The 20,770-nt window shown below is 63.4% G+C and carries 14 protein-coding genes; 4 read left to right on the top strand and 10 right to left on the bottom strand.

The features are described 5' to 3' along the window. Positions 1–61: 61 nt before the first annotated feature. From xylA to xylF, 5 genes are all read right to left on the bottom strand, one after another. A complete protein-coding gene (gene xylA, locus C8N34_RS22630) occupies positions 62–1,363 on the bottom strand; it encodes a xylose isomerase (RefSeq protein WP_108130596.1) in 1,302 nt (433 codons plus the stop codon). Next, the gene (gene xylB, locus C8N34_RS22625) at positions 1,360–2,799 is read right to left on the bottom strand and encodes a xylulokinase (RefSeq protein WP_108130595.1); all 1,440 of its coding nucleotides are present in this window, start codon (positions 2,797–2,799) and stop codon (positions 1,360–1,362) included. The genes xylA and xylB overlap by 4 nt, the downstream gene beginning before the upstream one ends. A 1-nt stretch (position 2,800) precedes the next feature. After that, on the bottom strand, positions 2,801–3,559 hold the full coding sequence (locus C8N34_RS22620) for an ATP-binding cassette domain-containing protein (RefSeq protein WP_054304130.1): 759 nt from the start codon (positions 3,557–3,559) through the stop codon (positions 2,801–2,803). A 12-nt stretch (positions 3,560–3,571) separates the two neighbouring features. After that, a complete protein-coding gene (locus C8N34_RS22615; protein WP_054304131.1) occupies positions 3,572–4,885 on the bottom strand; it encodes a sugar ABC transporter permease in 1,314 nt (437 codons plus the stop codon). A gap of 139 nt (positions 4,886–5,024) precedes the next feature. Next, on the bottom strand, positions 5,025–6,050 hold the full coding sequence (xylF, locus tag C8N34_RS22610; RefSeq protein ID WP_054304132.1) for a D-xylose ABC transporter substrate-binding protein: 1,026 nt from the start codon (positions 6,048–6,050) through the stop codon (positions 5,025–5,027). A 213-nt stretch (positions 6,051–6,263) separates the two neighbouring features. Between xylF and C8N34_RS22605 the strand changes: the two genes are divergently transcribed. From C8N34_RS22605 to C8N34_RS22590, 4 genes are all read left to right on the top strand, one after another. Beyond that, positions 6,264–7,541, top strand: coding sequence for an ROK family transcriptional regulator (locus C8N34_RS22605; protein WP_054304133.1), 1,278 nt, complete (start codon positions 6,264–6,266; stop codon positions 7,539–7,541). A gap of 135 nt (positions 7,542–7,676) precedes the next feature. Continuing rightward, positions 7,677–8,582 (top strand): LysR family transcriptional regulator, encoded by a 906-nt coding sequence (locus C8N34_RS22600; RefSeq protein WP_054304134.1) that lies wholly within the window; start codon positions 7,677–7,679, stop codon positions 8,580–8,582. Between the two features lie 200 nt (positions 8,583–8,782). Continuing rightward, a complete protein-coding gene (locus C8N34_RS22595; protein WP_242013890.1) occupies positions 8,783–10,597 on the top strand; it encodes an autotransporter assembly complex protein TamA in 1,815 nt (604 codons plus the stop codon). After that, a complete protein-coding gene (locus C8N34_RS22590; protein ID WP_108130593.1) occupies positions 10,597–14,418 on the top strand; it encodes a translocation/assembly module TamB domain-containing protein in 3,822 nt (1,273 codons plus the stop codon). Before C8N34_RS22595 ends, C8N34_RS22590 begins: the two co-directional genes overlap by 1 nt. On the opposite strand, the gene C8N34_RS22585 is transcribed toward C8N34_RS22590, so the two are convergent. The 5 genes from C8N34_RS22585 to C8N34_RS22565 all read right to left on the bottom strand — a co-directional run bounded on the left by C8N34_RS22585 (position 14,412) and on the right by C8N34_RS22565 (position 20,456). Continuing rightward, the gene (locus tag C8N34_RS22585) at positions 14,412–15,272 is read right to left on the bottom strand and encodes a YihY/virulence factor BrkB family protein (RefSeq protein ID WP_108130592.1); all 861 of its coding nucleotides are present in this window, start codon (positions 15,270–15,272) and stop codon (positions 14,412–14,414) included. The two genes, C8N34_RS22590 and C8N34_RS22585, sit on opposite strands and share 7 nt — an antisense overlap. 83 nt (positions 15,273–15,355) lie before the next feature. Then, the gene (locus C8N34_RS22580; RefSeq protein ID WP_054304138.1) at positions 15,356–15,568 is read right to left on the bottom strand and encodes a hypothetical protein; all 213 of its coding nucleotides are present in this window, start codon (positions 15,566–15,568) and stop codon (positions 15,356–15,358) included. A 77-nt stretch (positions 15,569–15,645) separates the two neighbouring features. After that, positions 15,646–16,314, bottom strand: a complete 669-nt coding sequence (locus tag C8N34_RS22575) for a YjbF family lipoprotein (RefSeq protein ID WP_054304139.1) — start codon at positions 16,312–16,314, stop codon at positions 15,646–15,648. Then, a complete protein-coding gene (locus C8N34_RS22570; RefSeq protein WP_054304140.1) occupies positions 16,311–18,476 on the bottom strand; it encodes a YjbH domain-containing protein in 2,166 nt (721 codons plus the stop codon). The genes C8N34_RS22575 and C8N34_RS22570 overlap by 4 nt, the downstream gene beginning before the upstream one ends. 60 nt (positions 18,477–18,536) lie before the next feature. Then, positions 18,537–20,456 carry a polysaccharide biosynthesis protein gene (locus tag C8N34_RS22565; RefSeq protein ID WP_108130591.1) on the bottom strand — a complete coding sequence of 640 codons (1,920 nt, stop codon included), beginning with the start codon at positions 20,454–20,456 and terminating at the stop codon, positions 18,537–18,539. Between the last annotated feature and the right edge of the window lie 314 nt (positions 20,457–20,770).

The following is a 20,770-nucleotide window of genomic DNA, read 5'->3' as shown; positions in this document are numbered from 1 at the left end:
TATTTTGATAGTGCAAACAATATGTATGGCCGGACATATTGATATGCCCGGCCGCACAGTCTCAGATGAAGCGGTTCCACAGGTTTTCAAGCCGCTCCTGCCGCCCGGATTTCGGCTGCGGCTCAATCCCTTCCGCCGTCACCCGCGCTGCCGCCTGCTCCAGCGAGCCTTCCAGCATCGCTTTGGCAGCAGGCGTCTGCCAGCCCGCGTAGCGCGCGGCGCGCGCGGTCTCCAGCCCGCCATCTTCCAGACAGGCTGCCGCCGCCTTCAACGCCCGCGCACAGGTATCCATACCACCGACATGGGCAAGGATCAGATCCTCGGGGTCGAGGCTCTGTCGCCGGATCTTGGCATCGAAATTGGTGCCGCCGGTGGTATAGCCGCCCGCGCGCAGGATTTCGTAGAAGGCCAGCGCCTTTTCCGCATGATTGTTCGGGAACTGGTCGGTATCCCAGCCGGACTGGTAATCGTTCCGGTTCATGTCGATGGACCCGAAGATGCCCAGCGAGGCGGCCAGCGCGATCTCATGCTCAAAGGAATGCCCGGCGAGAATGGCGTGGCCCTGCTCGATGTTCACCTGCACCTCCTTTTCCAGACCGAACTGGACAAGGAAGCCATAAACGGTGGCCACATCGTAATCATACTGGTGCTTTGAAGGTTCCTGCGGTTTCGGCTCGATCAGGATGGCGCCCTTGAAGCCGATCTTGTGCTTGTAGTCGACCACCTGTTGCAGGAAGCGCCCGGCATGTTCCCGTTCGGCCTTCAGATCGGTGTTCAAGAGCGTCTCATAGCCCTCGCGCCCGCCCCAGAGCACATAGTTCTGCCCGCCCAGCCGATGCGTGGCATCCATGTTCGCCTTCACATTGGCGGCGGCATAGGCGTAGACATCCGGATCGGGGTTGGTAGCCGCGCCTGACATCCAGCGCTTGTGGCTGAACATGTTGGCGGTGCCCCACAAAAGCTTTGCCTTGTGGCTGACCTGCTTTTCGCCGAGGTAATCCACGATTTCCTCAAGATTGCGCAGGCTTTCGGCGAAGGTGGCGCCTTCGGGGCGCGCATCGGCATCGTGGAAGCAGTAGAAGGGCGCGCCCAGGATATCGAACATCTCAAAAGCCACATCGGCCTTGAGTTTCGCCAGCGCCATGGTGTCCCCGAACCAGGGGCGATCAAGCGTCTGACCTCCGAACGGATCGCCACCCGGCCAGGCGAAGCTGTGCCAATAGGCGACAGCAAAGCGCAGATGCTCTTCCATCCGCTTTCCGAGGATCACCTCGTCAGGATTGTAGTGCCGGAAGGCAAATTCATTTGTGCTGTCAGGGCCTTCGAAGCGGATGGCAGGAATACCCTTGAAGAAGTCGGTCATGTCAGTCCTCGGATTGCGGATTGTGCGGCGCGGAACCGGGCATGGCCCGCGTCGAAAGCATCGGAAAGCGCGGCGACCGGCTCGATCACATGCGCGATGGGGGGAAGGGTGGCAATTTCCGCCCCCGCCCCGGTGGCGGCCATCAGGGCCAGACGGGCGGCACCAAAGGCCCCGCCGAAATCGCCCGCCTCGGGCAGCAGCACAGGCACGCCCAGCGCGGTGGCAATGGCTTGCAGCCAGTAGGCGGAGCGGGAGCCGCCCCCGACCGCGATCAACCGCTCCAGCCGCGTGCCGGTGGCGGCCAGCGCATCCCGGCAATCGCGGAAAGCGAAAGTCACGCCTTCCAGCACCGCGCGCGTTCCCGCCGTGCGGTCGGTTGCATGTTCCAGTCCGATGAATGCCCCCCGCACGGCAGCATCGTTCAGCGGCGTGCGCTCGCCTCCCAGATAGGGCAGGAACAGCGTTTTGCCCGGCGCCTGCACCGCGCCCAGTTCAGAGGTCAGCGCCGCCGCATCACGATCCACGAACCGGCCATACCAGTTCAGCGCATCGGTCGCGGCCAGGATCACCCCCATCTGGTGCCAGGTCTGCGGCAGGGCGTGGCAAAAGGTATGCACGGCGGTTTCCGGCGCGGGCTGATAGCCGTCATTCGCGGCAAACAGCACGCCCGAGGTGCCCAGGCTGACAAAGGCATCGCCCGCCCGCACCACGCCGACGCCAACCCCGGAGGCCGCGTTGTCGCCCCCGCCGCCCGCGACGACCACACCCTCGGGCAGGCCCCAGCGCCGCGCGAGTTCCGCCCGCAGCACGCCCGAAACCTCGGACCCTTCGACCAGCCGGGGCATCTGCGCCCGAGAAAGGCCAGTAGCTGCCAGAAGGTCATCAGACCAGTCGCGCGCGCCGGTATCGAACCAGCTTGTGCCGGCGGCATCCGACATCTCGGCCACATGCTCCCCGGTCAGCCAGAGCCGCAGATAATCCTTCGGCAACAGCACCCTGGCAACGCGCTGCCAGAGTTGCGGTTCATGCAGGCGCAGCCAGTCGAGTTTGGGGGCCGTGAAGCCGGGAAAGACGATATTGCCGGTGATGCGGCGAAACATCGGGTCGCCGTCCAGCACTGCCGCCTCGGCATGGGCGCGCGTGTCATTCCACAGGATACAGGGGCGCAGAACCTCGTCCGCCGCATCCAGCAGCGTCGCCCCATGCATCTGGCCCGACAGGCCGAGCCCCTTGACGGCCGCAAGGCTGGTCCGGCGCGCGAGACCATCCATCACCGTTTCCGCCGCCGCGATCCAGTCGGCCGGGGATTGTTCGCTCTGTCCTTCTGCCGGGCGCGAAACCGCCAGAGAGGCGGTGGCTTCCGCCACGACCCCCTGGTTTTCGTCGATCACCACGCCCTTGAGGCCGGAGGTGCCAAGATCAAGCCCGATATACATATCAATAGGCCTGTGGGGGGTTCTTGCCCAGGATGATCATTCCCAGAATGTCATCATCCGTCACATCACTCACGTTCACCGTGCCGACACGCTGGCCGTTTTTCATCACCACGGCACGGTCGCACAGTTCCATCACCGCATGGATGTCATGCTCGATCAGGAAGATGCCCAGACCCTGCTTTTTCAGTTCGGCAATGAGTTCCGCCACCATCTGCGTCTCGTGGGGGCCAAGCGCGGCGGTCGGCTCGTCCATGATCAGGATTCTGGCGTTGAAATAGACCGCGCGCGCGATGGCGACCGACTGCCGCTGTCCGCCCGACAGTGCCGAAACCGGCACGTTGAACTTGCGGAAGTTCGGGTTCAGCCGTCCCATGATCTTGCGGGTCTCGGCCTCCATCGCGATGTCGTTCAGAAAGCCGCCCGGCCCGATCAGTTCCCGCCCCAGAAACAGGTTCGAGGCGGCATCGAGGTTGTCGGCCAGCGCGAGCGTCTGGTAGATCGTCTCGATATTATAACCGCGCGCATCGCGGGGGCTGCGGATTTCGGCCTTGTTGCCGTTGATGAAAATCTCGCCGCTGTCCATCTGGTAGGCGCCTGACAGGCACTTGATCAGCGTCGATTTCCCGGCGCCGTTATGGCCCAGCAGACCCACAACCTCGCCCGGATACAGGTCGATCGTCACATGATCGACCGCCTTGATGCCGCCGAAGGAGATGGAGATGTCGCGCATCTCGACCAGCGGGGTTCCCTTGTTCGTCATGTTCCGTCCCCCTTACTTGGCGCGCTTGCGGTAAACGATGTCCAGCCACACGGCGAGCACCAGAACCGAGCCGACGACGATGTTCTGAAGCGCCGCGTCGAAGCCGATCAGCACCATGCCGGTTTGCAGGCTCTGCATCACCAGCGCCCCGATGATCGCGCCGTAGATGGTGCCGACGCCGCCCGCCAGCGAGGTGCCGCCGATGACCGCCGCCGCGATGACATAAAGCTCGTCCAGCGTGCCCAGCGCATTGGTGGCCGAGTTCAGGCGGGCCGAGGCCACGACCGAGGACAGGCCCGTCAGGAAGCCCATGACGGCGAAGATCTTGACCGTCATCCATTTGGTGTTGATGCCAGAAAGCTCGGCCGCGTCGGGGTTGCCACCCATGGCAAAGACATAGCGGCCAAAGCGGGTGCGGGTGGAAACGACTGTCATCACCACACCAACCCCCAGCATGATGAGCACCGGGATGGCCCAGCCATGGCTGATGAACAGTCCCGCCTCGGGCACTTCAAGATTATTTGCAGCTGCATACTGGCGCACGATTCCCTTGGGCCAGGGATAGGCGTTGACCAGCAGCGTCGCGCCGATCACCAGACCGCAGCCCAGCGCAGCCAGCACGCCCTCAGCCCAGACCGGGCGTTGCGGGAAATCATGCAGCGCACGGGTGCGGCGGCCATTCCACAACATCCACAGGATTGCGGCACAGGCGATCAGGGCAACGATCCAGCTTCCCATGGCGCCAATCGCCCCGTAAGGCCCGCCCCCCAGCAGCGAGAACGTGCTGTCCAGCGGCGAGATCGTCTCACCACGCGCCAGAAGGAAGGCAAAGCCACGCCAGACCAGCAGGCCGCCCAGCGTCACGATGAAGGCCGGGATACCCCGATAGGCCACCAGCCAGCCGTGGAAGGCCCCGATGGCCGCGCCCAGCGCCATGCCGACCAGCGCCGTAATCACCCAGATCAGCGGGTGACCCAGCCCCAGAAACTCGGGCAGGATGCGAGCCTGCACGATGCCCATGACCATGGCGCAGAAGCCCAGAACCGAACCGACTGACAGGTCGATATGGCGCGTGACGATGACCAGCACCATACCACAGGCCATGATGCCGATAGAGGCGGTCTGGACCGACAGGTTCCACAGGTTGCGGGGGGTCAGAAACGAACCCGAACCCTTGAAGAAAACACCGAAAAGGTGGAAGCCGACCCAGATCAGCAACAGCGCGCCGATCATGCCCAACAGGCGGGTGTCGATTTCGGTTGCTTTCAGGAAACGGGACACGGGGCCGGAGGTCGCTCCGGCGCGGGTATTCGAGGATGATGACATGGGATCGTCCGGCACTACGGTGAAAAGGGTGCAGACGGGCGAGGCGAAGGGCCATATCCGCCGGGCCGTTGTCGCAGCTCGGGCAGCCTCGCCGCCCATGAAAGTCGGCGAGGGTCAAAGACCCCCGCCGATGCAGGTCTTACTTGCAGGCCGCCACGTCGTCGGCAGCCCCCTCGCAGGCCTGCTCTTTCGAGATATGGCCAGCGTCGATCACAACATTCAGGTTTTCCTTGGTGATCGGGGTCGGCGCGAGGAAGATGGCGTTCATTTCAACGCCTTTTTCCCCGCCCGAGAACTTGGACGCACCGTCAACGGCATCCAGCGCGGTGCCACCGGCCAGTGCCGAAGCGATCTCGGCCGCCTTGGCGCCAAGCTGACGCGAGTCTTTCCAGACCGAAACAGTCTGGGTGCCCCGCGCCACGCGGTTCAGCGCGGCGAGGTCGCCATCCTGCCCGCCGATCGGAATATTCAGACCCTGCGCCTGAAGTGCAGCGATGGCGCCGCCGGCCATGCCGTCATTCTGCGCCAGAACCGCATCGACCTTGTTGTCGTTGGCGGTCAGGATCTGCTCCATGTTCTCTTGCGCACCTTCGGGCTTCCACCCTTGGGTGAACTGCTCGCCCACGATGGTGATATCGCCCGCGGCCACTTTCGGCGCCAGAACCTCTTCCATGCCTTCGCGCAGGAAGCCCGCATTGGCGTCGCCCGGATCACCCTTGATGATGGCATAATTGCCCTTCGGCGCCGCCTCGACGACCTTCTCGGCGATGATCTTGCCAACGCCTTTGTTGTCGAAGGTCAGATAGAAGGTGCGCGGGTCTTCGATCAGCCGGTCATAGGCCACAACGGGAATCCCCTCGGCTGCGGCTTTCTCAATGGCCGGGCCGATGGCGTCCTTGTTATAGGCCAGCACGATGAGCGCATCGGCGCCCTGGGTGATCAGCGCCTCGATATCCGTCAGCTGCTTGGCCTCAGATGCCTGGGCATCGGCCGAGATATAGCTGTTGCCCGCTGCTTCCAGCGCACCCTTGATCGCGGCCTCATCGGTTTTCCAGCGTTCTTCCTGAAAGTTCGACCAGCTCACACCGATGGTCAGCCCCTCGGCCAGCGCGGCCGAATTGAACCCGGCAGCCGCCACGACCGCGGCGATCAGCGCATTACGCATGTTTCTCCTCCCTATGGATGCGGCCAGCGAATGGCCGGTCCGACGGATTCGTCGGCACGCCCTGAAACTGCCCATAATAATTTCAGTTGTCAAAATAAAAATAATCGTCAAACACTGGATACGCTTAAAAAAAGACCGAAACATGACGCCGCAGCGCAGAAATTCCGCCACATACGCGCCGCAATGCAGCGTTTTTATTTGGAGGTCAAATAAATGAAACCGCATGAACCCGAGCGTCGGACCCCGGACCGGGTTGGATGCGGCCCGCTGATTGCCCCGCTTTCCGAACAGACGCGCCCCCTGCGGCAGCAGGTTTTCGAACGGGTACGCGCCGCCGGGCTGATCCCGCGCGTTCAGGTCGCCAAGGAACTGGCCGTCTCGCCTGCTTCTGTCACGACGATCACGCAGGAACTGATCGAAAGCGGTCTGATTGAGGAGGTCGCGGCCCCGCGTGACGGCGACCAGCCCGGTCGTGGTCGCCCTGCGGTAGCGCTGGGCGTGCGCGCCGGAGCACATCTTGTGGCCGGCATGAAACTCTCGGACCGCGAACATACTGCCGTGGTCGTCGATTTCGCGGGCAAGCTGATCGCGGGCGACGTGATCCCGCGCCGACCGGGCGCCATGAACCTGCCCGAACTGCTGGACGCGATGGATACCCTGCTGCACCGCGTCTGCACCAAGGCGGGCATCACCCCGCGCGATCTTTCGGCCATGGGCCTCGGCGTTCCGGGTTTTGTGGACTGCGAACAGGGAATGGTGATGTGGTCCTCGGTTCTGGCGGACCGGGGTGTGGCGCTGGCCCAGGCCGCTACCGCGCGCATCGGCCTGCCGGTACATATCGACAATGACGCAAATCTGGTGACGCTGGCCGAGCTATGGTTCGGCGCGGGCCGCAGCCTTGCCGATTTCGCCGTGGTCACCATTGAACACGGCGTCGGTATGGGTTGCGTCATCAATCACCGGATCTATCGCGGGGCACGCGGACTCGGGATGGAGCTTGGCCATACCAAGGTGCAACTGGATGGCGCGCTGTGCCGCTGTGGGCAACGCGGCTGCCTTGAAGCCTATGTCGCCGACTATGCGCTTGCACGCGAGGCGACCACCGCGCTGAACTGGGCGCACAAGGAAGGGCAGTCGATGAATGTCCTTCTGGAAAGCCTGTATGACCATGCGAAGGCAGGCAATACCGCCGCGCGGTCGATCTTTCGCCGCGCCGGGCGATATCTCGCGGTCGGGCTGTCGAATGTGGTGAACCTGTTCGACCCCTCGCTGATCATCCTGTCGGGGGAACGGATGCGCTACGACTATCTGTATGCCGCCGAAACTCTGGCCGAGATGGAACAGCTTGCCATCTCGACCGGGCGCCCGAAACCGCCGGTCAAGATCCACGCCTGGGGCGATCTGCTCTGGGCGCATGGCGCGGCGGCACTGGCCCTGCATGAGGTCAGCGAACGCCTTCTGGCCCCGTCGCGAGAGGTGGCGGCACAATAATCCGGGTCAGGATTGGTGCCATGCCATGAACGATCCGCCAATATACCGCCGGTTCGTCGCGTCCTTGCCCCTGTCTCGCCCCAATTCGAAACCAATAGTCCCTCATGGACCTGCATAAGACGCATGGGGACGACAATGGACAGACTGACCGAGATGGAAGCATTCGCCACCGTGGTGGATCAGGGTGGTTTTACGGATGCAGCCAAGAAAATGGGCATCTCGAAATCCGCCGTGTCCAAGCACGTTTCGGCGCTGGAGGCGCGGCTTGGCGCGCGTCTGCTGAACCGCACCACGCGCCGCGTCAGCCCGACCGAAATCGGGCTTGCCTATTATGACCGCGCCCGCCGCGTGCTGAACGATGCGGGAGAGGCCGATGCGCTGGTCACCTCGATGCAAAGCGCGCCTTCGGGCCTCTTGCGGATTTCGGTGGCAACAGACTTCGGCGTGAACCTCCTGTCGCCGATTCTCGGCGAGTTTCTGGCCGAATACCCGGAAATCACCGTGAACATGGTGCTGAACAACCGCTATGTGGAACTGATCTCCGAAGGCTTCGATATGGCAATCCGCGTGGGCGAGCTGGAGGATTCGAGCCTCCGCGCCCGCAAGCTGACCGAAACCTCCAAGCGGATGATCGCGGCACCCGGCTATTTCCAGAAATATGGCCGCCCGCTGAAGATCGACGACCTGAACGAACACAAGCTGTTGCACTATTCCAACCAGGCCAATGGCAACGTCTGGAAGGTGACGGCGCCTTCGGGCGAAAAGCGGCAGGTGCGCTCGAACGGCTGGCTGACGGTCAACGATGGCCAGTCGCTGCTGAATGCCGCCATTGCCGGGCTTGGCATTGCCTTCCTGCCTTCGTTCCTCTGCGCCGAAGCAATGCGCAAGGGTCAGGTGGAAGAGGCGATTCCCGGTCTGCCGGTGGAAATGCTGGGCATTTATGCGGTCTATCCGCCCGGACGCTTCACTCAGCCCAAGGTCCGGGCCTTCATTGACTTCCTCGCCCGCCGCTTCATCGAGAAGGGGCCGGATAACTGGTGACGGCGACGCGACGGCACGACTTTACGGTGCGGTGACCAACTGGGCGGAGATCGCAAGATCTCCGCCCTTCTGTTTTACCCGCACGCACCGGCGAATCAACGCCCGCCCCCCGGAACCTGCGCCGCCCCATGGATAGCGGCGATTGTGGTTCACCCCACAAGATGCGATAGTTTTCGCAACTCTTGTCAGGGGAGAGGCGCGTGGCCCGGTTTCGTTCGTTTCCAGTAGTTGGCCTGATCGGCGGAATGACCGCCCTTGCAGCCCTTGCCACCCCGGCCGGTGCGCTTGAACCTGTAGAATTTACAGTGACTTCCGGCCCCGACGGGCTGAAGAAAGACCTGCGCAATGCCTCCGCCCTGCTGGGCCTGCAATCCGAAGGCAAGACCGCTGCGGAAGATGTGTTTTCGGCAGCCCGCGCTGAATATGGCCGCCTGGTCAGCGCCGCCTATGCCGCCGGCTATTACTCGCCTGTCGTCCACGTCCTGATCGACGGGCGGGAAGCCGCCGGCATCGCCCCGCTGGATGCGCCGAAGGCCATCGGATCGGTCCGGGTGACCATCGACCCCGGCCCGGCGTTCAAATTCTCGGAAACCCGCGTCGCGCCGGTTCCCGCCGGAACCGAAATGCCCGAGGGATTCGCCCCCGGCAAACCCGCCGAAAGCGGGCTGGTGCAGGAGGCAGTGCAGACCGGCGTTGACGCATGGCGCGACGACGGCCACGCCAAGGCCGAGGTTGCAAGTCAGGACATTGTGGCCGATCACCGCAGCAACACGCTTGCCGCACGGGTCGGCCTTCAACCCGGCCCCAAACTGCGCTTCGGCAAGCTGAAGATCGAGGGAGAAGAGCGGATGCGCGAGCGCCGCATCCACAAGATCGCGGGCCTGCCGGAGGGTGAGGTCTTTGACCCCGACGCCCTGAAACGCAGCGCGGAACGGCTGCGCCGTACCGGGGTGTTCCGCTCGGTCACGCTGACCGAGGATGAAACCATCACCTCGCCCGATTTTATCGGTATCACCGCCACCGTGGTCGAGGAAAAGCGCCGCCGCTATTCCATCGGCGCCGAAATCGCGAGCCTCGACGGGATGAGCCTGACCGGCTACTGGCTGCACCGCAACCTGATGGGCGGCGGCGAGCGGTTGAAGGTCGAGGGCGAGATCGACAATATCGGCGCGCAGAACAGTGGCGTGGACTACGGTCTGGGCGTCACGATTGATCGTCCCGCAACCCTGACACCGGATACCACCCTGAGCTTTTCAACCAAGGTGGCCCATCTGGACGAAGAGGATTACACCGCCGACATTGGCACGCTTGGCATCGGCTTCAGCCAGTACTTCTCGGAAAAACTGACCGGGCGCGTCGGACTGGAATTCACCTATGCCAAGGTCGATGACATCATCGCCTCTTATACCTACGAACATCTCGCCCTGCCGATCGGCGCCACCTGGGACAGCCGCGACAACAAGATGGATGCGCGGGAAGGCTATTACCTGGATGCCGAGCTGCGTCCCTATCTGGGTTTCGGCATCACTGACAGCGGCGCGCGGCTCAAGGCAGACGGCAGGGCCTATCTGACATTTGGCGACAAGCGCCCCATCACCCTTGCCGCTCGGGCGCAGGTCGGTGCGATCTTCGGCGGCGATCTTCTGGGCACACCGCGCGACTATCTGTTCTATTCGGGCGGCGGCGGCACAGTGCGGGGCCAGCCCTATCAATCCCTTGGTATCGATTCGAAGGCGCTTTACGGCGAAAAGATCGGTGGCATGGCCTTCGCGGCGCTTTCGGCAGAGGTGCGCGCCCGCGTCACCGACACCATCGGGATCGTTGGCTTCGCTGATGCGGGCTATATCGGCGCCACCGATTTCGGCGATTCCTACGGCGACTGGCATGCAGGCGCCGGCCTCGGCCTGCGCTACAACACGGGCTTCGGGCCGATCCGGCTGGATGTCGCGGCCCCGGTCGCGGGCAGCACCGGCGACGGCGTTCAGATTTATGTTGGTATCGGGCAGTCCTTCTGATGAAACGCATCCTTGTTCTCGCCCTCTGCATCCTGCCCTTCGCGGCGCATGCACAGCAGGATGACCGCGACTGGCTGACCGCTCTGCTGGAGGACAACCTTTCCGACGCCGGGCGCAAGGTGACGATCACCGGTTTTGCCGGGGCGCTGTCGTCACAGGCCACTATCGAAAAGCTGACCATCGCCGATGATACCGGCATCTGGCTGACGCTGGACAAGGTGGTGCTGGACTGGAGCCGGTCGGCCCTGCTGACCGGACGCCTGTCCGTCGACCGGCTGACGGCAGCGGAGATCGTGCTTGACCGCCTGCCCGCGACCAGTGCCGATACCAGCCTGCCCGCGCCCGAGGCCACGGCCTTTGCCCTGCCCGATCTGCCCGTTTCAGTCGAGATCGGCACCCTGGGCGCCGACCATATCGTCCTGGGGCCAACCGTGCTGGGCCAGCCGGTCGAGGCGACGCTGAATGCCTCGGCCAGCCTCGCCGGAGGCGAGGGCAAGGCCACGTTGACCCTCAGGCGGACGGATGACGGGCCTGCGGGCGATGTCTCCCTGACCGCCAGCTATGCCAATGAAACCAGTGTTCTGGCGCTGGATCTGGCCGTGGAAGAGGCCGCAGGCGGCATTGCTTCCTCGCTGATCGGTCTGCCCGGCAATCCGGCAATCGAGCTGACCGTGAAAGGTGAAGGCCCACTTTCCGACTATGCGGCTGATATCCGGCTGGCCTCGGGCGGGTCGGAACGACTGGCCGGCAAGGTGACGCTCGCTGAAGCCGCAGATGGCGGGATGCGCTTCACGGCCGATCTGGGCGGCGATCCGGCCCCGATGTTTCTGCCGGAATACGCCGAATTCTTCGGCGATGATGTGAAACTGGCCGCCCAGGGCACGAAGGCCGCGGATGGCCGGCTGACGGTCGATGATCTGACGCTGCGCACCCAGGCGCTGGACTTGCGGGGCAATCTGGCGCTGGCGGCGGACGGGCTGCCCGAACGCTTTGCCCTGCGCGGGTCGCTGGGGCAGGATGGCACGCCGGTCCTGCTGCCGCTCAGCACCGATATTCCGACCTCGATCACCCATGCCGATATCGCGCTCGGCTTCGATGCGTCCGAGGCGGAGGCATGGACTGCCGATATCGCGATGACGGGCTTCGACCGGGCTGACCTGAAGCTGCGCGAGGCGAAAATCGCGGGCAAGGGCCTGATCACCCGCGAAGAGGGCAAGCCCGCCGTCTCGGGCGATTTCGACATCACCGCCGACGGGATTGAACCGACGGACCCTGCACTGGCGCAGGCGCTGGGCGCAGGTGTGAAGGGCAGCGTCGGGTTTCGCTGGCGCGAAGGTTATGACGCGCTGCAACTGACGAAACTGGCGCTCAATGGGGCCGACTACAGCTTTGATGGCACCGTCAACATTGCGGGGCTTGAGGAGGCGCTGTCACTCACCGGGCAGGGTAACCTGCGCGCCGATGATCTGAGCCGCTTTGCCGCGCTGGCCGGGCAGCCTGTTGGTGGCCGGGCAGAGATGACCCTGGGCGGGTCTTATGCCCTGCTGGGCGGCAAGTTTGACGTGACCGGCCAGATCAACGGGACTGCGCTGCGCACGGGCATCACCGAGGCCGACAACCTGCTGGCCGGGTCCAGCACCATAGACCTTTCGGTAATCCGCGACGAAACCGGGCTGCGGGTGCGGCAGCTTGATCTTGCAGCGGCAAGCCTGCGCGCAAAGATCAGCGGCCAACTGGCCACCAGCGGCAGTGACCTGTCTGCCGATCTGGATTTCACCGATCTGTCCGCGCTGGGCGGGCCTTATGGAGGCGGGCTGACCGGGCGCGCACGCTTCACCGGCACACCAGAAGCGGGCACCGTGACCTTCGATGGCACGGGCAAGGCGTTGAAGATCGGCATTCCCGAGGCCGACTCTCTGCTGAAAGGCGACTCAGCCATCTCCGCAGAAGCAGGCATCGCCGGAGAGACTGTTGATCTGCGCAAGCTGGATATCAAGGCCGCCAGTCTTGCGGCTTCGGCGCGTGGCACACTGGCAAAGACCGGCAGCGATGTCAGCGCGGAACTGGATTTCAGCGACCTGCGCGCCCTTGGCGGCGCCTATCGCGGCGCGTTGAGCGCGACGGCCAGCTTCAGCGGCACACCGGAAGCGGGCAAGCTGACCGCGAAGGCGACGGGCCGCAACCTCGCCATAGGGCAGGCCGAGGCCGACCGGCTTCTGGCGGGGGAAACCCGACTGGCCGCCGATCTGATGCTGGATGGCGGGCGGATCAAGGTCAACACCGCCACGCTGGACAATCCGCAACTGCGTGTCGCCGCAGACGGCAATATCACTGATGCCACGCGGCAGGTAAACCTGACCGCCGATCTGGTGAATCTTGCGACACTCTTGCCGGAGTTTCCGGGCCGCCTGTCAGTTCGCGGTCAGATCGTGGACGACGGCAACAGCTATCGGCTGGATCTGACCGGCCAGGGGCCGGGCGGGATCGACGCCAAGGTGCAAGGCACCATGAGCCCCGATTTCCGCACCGCCAATCTGACAGCTGTTGGCGCGGCACAGGCCGCGCTGGGCAATGCCTTCATCGACCCGCGCACGGTTTCGGGTGGCATCCGGTATGACCTGGCGCTGCGCGGCCCGCTGCAACCCGCTTCACTCAGCGGTCGCATCAGCCTGTCAGACATCCGTGTCAGCGATCCGTCACTGCCGACCGCCCTGACCGGCTTCAACGGCACGATCAGCCTGTCAGGCGGCCGCGCGGCGCTGGATCTGTCCGGCAGTTCGACCTCGGGCGGCAACATCCTGATTGGCGGCGCCATCGGCCTCGCCGCGCCTTATGTGGCCGATCTTGTGGTGCAGCTTCAGCAGCTGATCGTGAAGGACCCGCAACTCTTCACCACGCGGATCAACGGCAGGGTCACGATGCAGGGCCCGCTGACCGGCGGGGCACAGATCGCAGGCAATATCGACCTCAGCGAGACCGAGCTTGTCGTGCCCTCCACCGGGCTCGGCGCTGCGGGCGGGCTGGAGGGGCTGCGCCATGTGTCGGAGCCTGCGGATGTCCATGCCACACGCGCGCGTGCCGGGCTGCTGGACACGGCCGCGGGCGATGGGGCGGGCAGCGGGCGGCCCTATCCGCTCGATCTTCGCATTTCAGCGCCGCAGCGGCTGTTCATCCGGGGCCGGGGGCTGGATGCCGAACTGGGCGGTGAACTGCGCCTGCAAGGCACCACAGCCAACGTCGTGCCCTCCGGCAGCTTCAACCTGGTACGCGGGCGGCTGGACATCCTTGGCAAGCGACTGACACTGTCCGAGGCGCTGTTGCAGCTTCAGGGCGATTTCGACCCGTTCATCAGCATTCTCGCCTCCAACGACGACGGCGAGATCGTGAGTTCGGTGAAGATCGAGGGGCAGGCGACCGACCCGAAGATCACCTTCGTTTCGCAGCCCGAACTGCCGCAGGAAGAGGTGCTGTCGCATCTGCTGTTCGGGCGCGACCTGACCTCGCTGTCGGCCTTCCAGGCGGCGCAACTGGCCAGCGCGGTGGCAACGCTTGCGGGTAAGGGCGGCGATGGCATCATCGGCAAGCTGCGGAAGGGCTTTGGCCTCGACGATCTGGATGTCAGCACCGATGCGCAGGGAGATACCACGCTGAAGGCGGGCAAATACATCTCGTCCAAGGCCTATACCGAGATTGAGGTGGACCAGAACGGTCAGGCCAAGATCAACCTGAACCTCGACCTCAGCAAGACGGTCACGCTGCGCGGCTCCGTCGGTGGTGAGGGCGAGACCAGCATCGGGATCTTCAAAGAAAAAGATTACTGATCCGGCGCCGGGGGCAACCCCGGCTCTGGCACATTCGCCGCTTCGGCATCGACCGCCGCGCCCAGCAGCACCGCATACGCGCTGAAATACAGCCACATCATCAGGATCACCACGGCCCCGATGGAGCCGTAAACCTGGTTGTAGCTGTTGAAATTCGCCAGATAGAGCACAAAGCCGCGTGATACCGCGAACCACAGCACCATGGCCACCAGCAAGCCGCGGGTGAACAGGCGCACCTCGATATGATCGGGGCGATTGGGGCCAAAGCGATAGGTCAGCGCCAGCCCCAGCACCAGAAGGCCCAGCGCAAGCGCCATATTGCCCAGATCCAGCACCAGCGCCGCAAAAGGCCCCAGCGGCAGAAACCGCAGCAGGACGGGCACGACAATCGACGCCAGCAACGCCGCCAGCGCGATCACCACCAGCAGAAGGGTCAGGCCCATCGACAGAAGGATGGCGTAAAGCCCTGACCGCTCCGGGTGATGGTGCACGGCATTCAGGCCGGAAATCATGCCTGCGACGCCAGAGCGGGCCGACCAGAAGGCCACCAGCAGCGACAGGATCGAGGTCCAGCCCAGCTCGCTGGAGCTGCTTGCGGACAGCAGCGCCTCGACCTGGGTGTTCAGAACGGAAAAGGCATCCTGTGGCAGGAAATCGGCCAGCAGCGCCATCTCGTCACGGATCACTGTCGGATCGGCTGCAAAGCTCCAGAGCGCCATGACAAATGCGATGGCCGGGAACAGGGACAGGAAGCCAAAGAAGGCCACACCGGCGGCCACCATGCCCAGATTGGCCTGTGATGCCCGCGTCATGATGCGCAACAGTCTGCGTTTCAGTCGCTTGAGCATCTTCATCCGTAATCAGGGGCACAAAATGGAAAGGGCCCGTTTCCGGGCCCTTCCGTGGAACGATTTTCGTCCGTGCCGAGAGGCGTGGATTAGTGGCTGCCCGAGTCGTTCGACGCCAGAGCGGCGACGACAACGATGCCGGCCAGAGCGGCCAGAGCAGCGCCGCCACCCAGCGAACCCGACGAAGCCGGAGCCACGACCACAGCCGGGGCGGGCTCTTCTTCAACGATGACCGGGCCGCCGGCGAAAGCGGTCGAAGCGGTCAGAGCGGTTGCCAGAGCGGCGAAAGCGAACTTTTTCATCTGTCTCTCCATGACATTTTGTTTGGCGATTGGGCATTCGGATACCACAACGCGACACTCAAAGTAAGTAGTATTCTCTAGCCGTTGTCAATGACCCGGGCCAGTTCAAGATAGCCCCATTCCGGGACCAGCAACTCTTTGGATTTCCTAATAAAATTACCCCCTTCGAACCAGTATTCGTTGGTGAATTCACGCCCCCCGCCCCGGCAGGTTTCTGCCACATGACGGGTCGAATGTTGCCGTCCTACCACAGTGATTGTTTCCCCCCCAATCACCGAAACGCTGCAATCATAATCGAAGCGGTGCATTTTATCGGCACCGTCCAGGTAGAAATAACTCCGGCGGTGTGAACCGCCACCAGAAGCCAGCTGAGCGCGGCTCGGAACGACCGCCTGCATGATGTCGGGACCGAATCCCCGCGTCGTCAGCATCACGCCATCCCGAAACGAAATGGTCAGGTCATCCGAGGTCGACCAGGTGTCGACGGCGCCATTCCGCGCGATCGGCACAAGATAGATGGTCGAATTGCCGCTCTTCAACTCTCCCTTGATGACCGGGACATTCAGCTTGGCCAGATCCGCACGGGTGACAGGCGCAGCGGCACCCGCCGAACGCTTTTTCAGCATCGCGGAGGACAGGTTCTTTGCCGTAGAGACCAGCGGCGAACCGGATTCGCTGTCGCTGCTGCAACCGGCAAGAACGGCACAGGCGGTCAGCAGGGCAAGGGCAGATTTCAGCAGCTTCATTTCCAGAATCGTCCCCACTGCTCTTGAATGCCTGCGTCCTGATAATCGCGAATCGTCTCGTACAGGCGCCCGTCGATATCAAGCTTCGCGCCGCCATCGCGGCCGAAGGGACGGATGACCGTTTCATACTTCCGCCGCGACGGGCTGCCGGTGCCCCAGGTCAGCGGAACCTCCAGGCGAATCCCCTTGTCGAAAGAGCCGGAGCCGAAATCTTCAGACGAGACGTTGGTCTTGGTGGCGAATGCCCCCACACGCCAGCCGTTCGAGAATTCGCGGTCCACTGCCAGCGTAGCCCCGACGTCGCCCGCCAGGTAGCGACCCACATCCAGCTGCGCATGGAAGCCCGGCGCAAAGGTGTAATAGGCCGAGATATGGCCGGTCGCCACGCGGTAATCATACTCGCTGAACCCGAACAGCCCGTCCGTATCGCGCTGCGCAACATAGTTCAGCTCTGCCCCGACGGCCCAGCGGCTGTTGACCGGCTTGTAAAGCACCTCGCCCGAGATACCACCGAACATCCGCTCCAGATAACCGATGGAGACGCGGCCATACACATCACCGCCAAGATAGGCGTATTTCGACACCGACAGGCTTTCCAGCGCCGGGTCGGCGTTGGCGTCATACAGGTCGACGTCGGAACGCACGGGCTGCAGGCCCGTCGTGATGTCAGGCGGCGGCTCGTCCAGGTTACCCGCGATCTTCTTGGTGGCAGACCCCTGCAGCACCCAGCCCGGCCCGAATTCATACCGGCCTGCGAAGCGCAGCCCCACGTCCATCTTGAACGGCGAGCGCTGGTCAAACAGCCGTACCCGGTTATAGGGCGCGATGGACCACGACAGGTTCGGGTACAGATCAGGGTCGTAGGTCAGGTTCGGTGCCCGTTGACCGGGGTTCGACACGGTGACTGCATTCTGCATGGCCGCACTGGCGTTCGGATCGTATTCCAGACGCTCCAGATCGGAACGGCGCACCTTCACACGCGAGGCAGGCATGCCATTCGCCAGCGGCACGATCTCGAATACTTCGACCGAGGCCGGCATCACATGCGACATCGCCCGCGCCACCCGGCCAATCGCCTGCGCCTCGGCGTCGTAGCGGCTGTTGCGGATGCGCACTTCGGCGGTGTTAGCGCTGTAACCGATGGCCTCGACCACGATGCCGTCCTGCTTCAGCCGTTTGTTCAGATTGGTGATGAAGATGGGTGCAGCGCCTTCCTGCGTGACCCATTCCGGCGACCAGGCATCGGCATCGACCGACCGCGACGGCCGCAGCTTCACCGGATCGGGCGCGCCATCCTTCACACCGCCCAGCGGACGCTGGCCCGGTGTCATCAGGAAATGCGCCGCGAAACCCAGTTCGCTGCCGTACATGTAATAGCCGCCAAGGGTGATCCAGGGGCTCAGCTTGTATTCCGCGCCGAAGTTCAGCGGGCTCTTGCGGTCAAAGGTGCCGCGCTTGTCAGCCTCCAGCCCGTAATCGTCAGACGAATATTCGGCCTTCAGCGACAGCCGGTCGGTCGCCTGCCATTCCACGCCCGCGAAAGGCGCGGCGGGGCCACGGAACCACTGGCCGAAGTTCACCTTGCCGCCTTCACCAACGTCAATCGGGTCACGCGGGCCGAAAGGCGACCCCATCGAGCCATAGCTGCCCAGCCGTCCCCAGCCGACGCCAACCGTAGCCTTCAGGCTCGGGGTGATATGTTTGGTGGCTGCGATATATTCGCCGGACAAGATCCCCGTCCCCGCGAAATCCTGCAAGCCGACGGTAACCGAAGGCAGATACCGGCTTTCATCCAGCACTTTGTAGCGCAGGTCGAACGAACGGTCATAGTAGATGTCGAACTGATCAATGCCTGAATTGCAATTCGGCTGGCAGGCGCTGTTCTTGTTCCAGTCACGGATACCGAGGAACCGGAAGCTGGCAGAGATGCGCGGCGTCACCTGAAAGCTGAGCGTCGTGCGGCTGATCGGGCCGAAATGGCCGCTCGAAACGGTGAGATTGCCATCCGGCTGCGCCTCGCCCGAGGGCATGTCGATCAGGCCGGTCGCGCCGTAGAAGTTCAGCGAAGGCGCGGTTTCCGCAACCGCAAATCCCGAGGCGCAAAGGGCAACCACCGAGGTCGCAAGCAGGAACCTTCCCGCCGGGGTCTTGAATGCACTCATCGTCGCTCCGCCTATGCTATCCGCGGCAGTTTAAGGCAATCGTTCGCGCTCAACAATCTGTCACCGACGTATTGCGCGGATCGTTTCCTGAACAGGTGCCCTGTAGCCATGCACCCAGGTCTTGATGACCCGGCGCGCGCCGTCATGGTCGCCGACGGCAATCGCCGACCGCAGGGCGCGCAGGGCCTTGGCCATCTCAAGTTCGGACAGGCTGTCTTCGCGGGCGCGCAGGATCTTGGAATGCGGCGTAGTCAGCAGGCCCGCACCGATCAGCAGTTCCTCATGCAGCTTTTCGCCCGGACGCAGGCCGGTCACGACGATCTCGATATCACCCTCGGGGTGTGCGTCATCGCGCACGGAATAGCCCGCGGCGTTGATCAGCTGCACCGCAACATCGCGGATACGCACGGGTTTGCCCATATCCAGCACAAAGACATCCCCGCCCCGCGAGGTTTCGGCATCCGAGAAAGAGCCTGCCAGCAGCACCAGACGCGAGGCTTCGGAAATCGTCATGAAATAACGGGTCACATCCTCATGTGTCAGCGTGACCGGGCCGCCCTTGGCGATCTGTTCCTTAAACAGCGGAATGACGGAACCGGACGACCCCAGAACATTGCCAAAGCGCACCATCGAGAACAGCGTCCCGCGCGAGCGTTTGGCCATATCCTGCACGACCAGCTCGGCCAGGCGCTTGGAGGCTCCCATCACATTGGTGGGGCGCACCGCCTTGTCAGAGGAAATCAGGATGAACCGCCCCACCCCGGCATCATTGGCCGCTTCCGCCAGCGTGCGGGTGCCCAGAACGTTGTTGGCAAGCCCGGCCAGCGGATTGATCTCGACCAACGGCACATGCTTGTAGGCTGCGGCGTGGAACACGACCTCGATCCTGTGATCGTTGATCACCATACGGGTCAGCCGCGAATCGGTGACAGAACCCAAGACCGGCACGATCTCCACCCCGGTGCCGGCGGCAAGTTCCTGCAACTCGCGCTCGATCGTATAAAGTGCGACCTCGCTGACTTCGTACAGCACCACACAGGCCGGTCCGCAAGGGATAAGCTGGCGGCAGAGTTCAGACCCGATGGAACCGCCCGCGCCGGAAACCAGAATTGCCTTGCCGCGATAGGCCTGCTCGCCCTCGGCCAGCATGTCACCCACCTGATCGCGCCCCAGAAACTGCCCCGGCGCAACAGGCGACAGGTTGTCAATCAGCTCTTCCTCGCCGACAAGCTGGGCGAAGGACGGCAAGGACTGCACCTTGAGGCCCATCTGCCGCAAATTCCGTGTCAGTCGTGCCAGCTTGGGCGCAGAGACCGACGGCATGGCCAGAATGATGCGGTCAATGTCGCGCTGTTCCACCAGTTCCTTCAGATCAGAGGGTGGCAGCACGCGCAGCCCCGCCACCGTCATCGAATGCAGCGCCTCGTTGTCGTCGATGAAAGCCACCGGCACGATCCGCTCGTGCGCGCGCAGCGCCGCGACAAGCTGCACCCCGGTCGTCCCCGCACCATAGATGAGCACGCGATGCTTGGGTTGGCCATTGCGCAGCACCCACAGCAGCAGATGCAGCATGCCAAGCCGGACGCTGACTGCGGCGAGAAACAGCATCAAGCCGTAGATCGTGATGCCCGCCACGCCGAAACCGGGCATGACAAAACGCGAGATCACGGCGGCAACCGCCGTCACGAGCACGGAGTAAAGCGCCGTCCGCAGCATTGCCGTCGTTTCGAACGACTTGAGCTGAACGCGCGGAATACCCAGCCAGGCCGAGACCGCCCCGCCGGTCAGTGAAAGCGCGGGCAGCAGGTAAAACACCTGCGGCAGTCGCGTGAACAGGGAAAAGCCGTTGTAGGTAACCGCGATGGCCAATACCAGAATGACCGGCGGCAGAATGGCGTCGATCATGAACAAAACAAATTGCTTGTTCTTGCGGCTCAGCCCCGACTGAAAGGCATAAAGGCCGCGTCTGATAATGTTCATTCAACAACCTTCTTGCTCGGCGCAGCGACAGGCGAACTCGCAGGAGGCCAACCGGGATAGTCGGTGGAAAACTACCTGAAGCCGACACGTCCAACAAGCCGGGCCATGGCGGCTTTGCCCCGTTTTCGCGCGATTCAGCCTATTTTCCCAGCATTTTGCGTAACAATACGCCCGAGCCGGTACGCCAGAGCAACACAAGGTCGAAACACACGCTCTGATCCGACATTCCCCAAGTGGCCTGCCGCTTGACTTCAAGATCGCCTGATTTTGCTCGCTGGGCAAGCGTTTTTCGCCCCGAGCGGTGTCTGTCGTCG

It is taken from the genome of Gemmobacter caeni (assembly GCF_003054195.1).
GTDB lineage: Bacteria > Pseudomonadota > Alphaproteobacteria > Rhodobacterales > Rhodobacteraceae > Gemmobacter > Gemmobacter caeni.
Note: the sequence above shows the minus strand (reverse complement) of the source record. Positions and strands in the feature narration are given on the sequence as shown.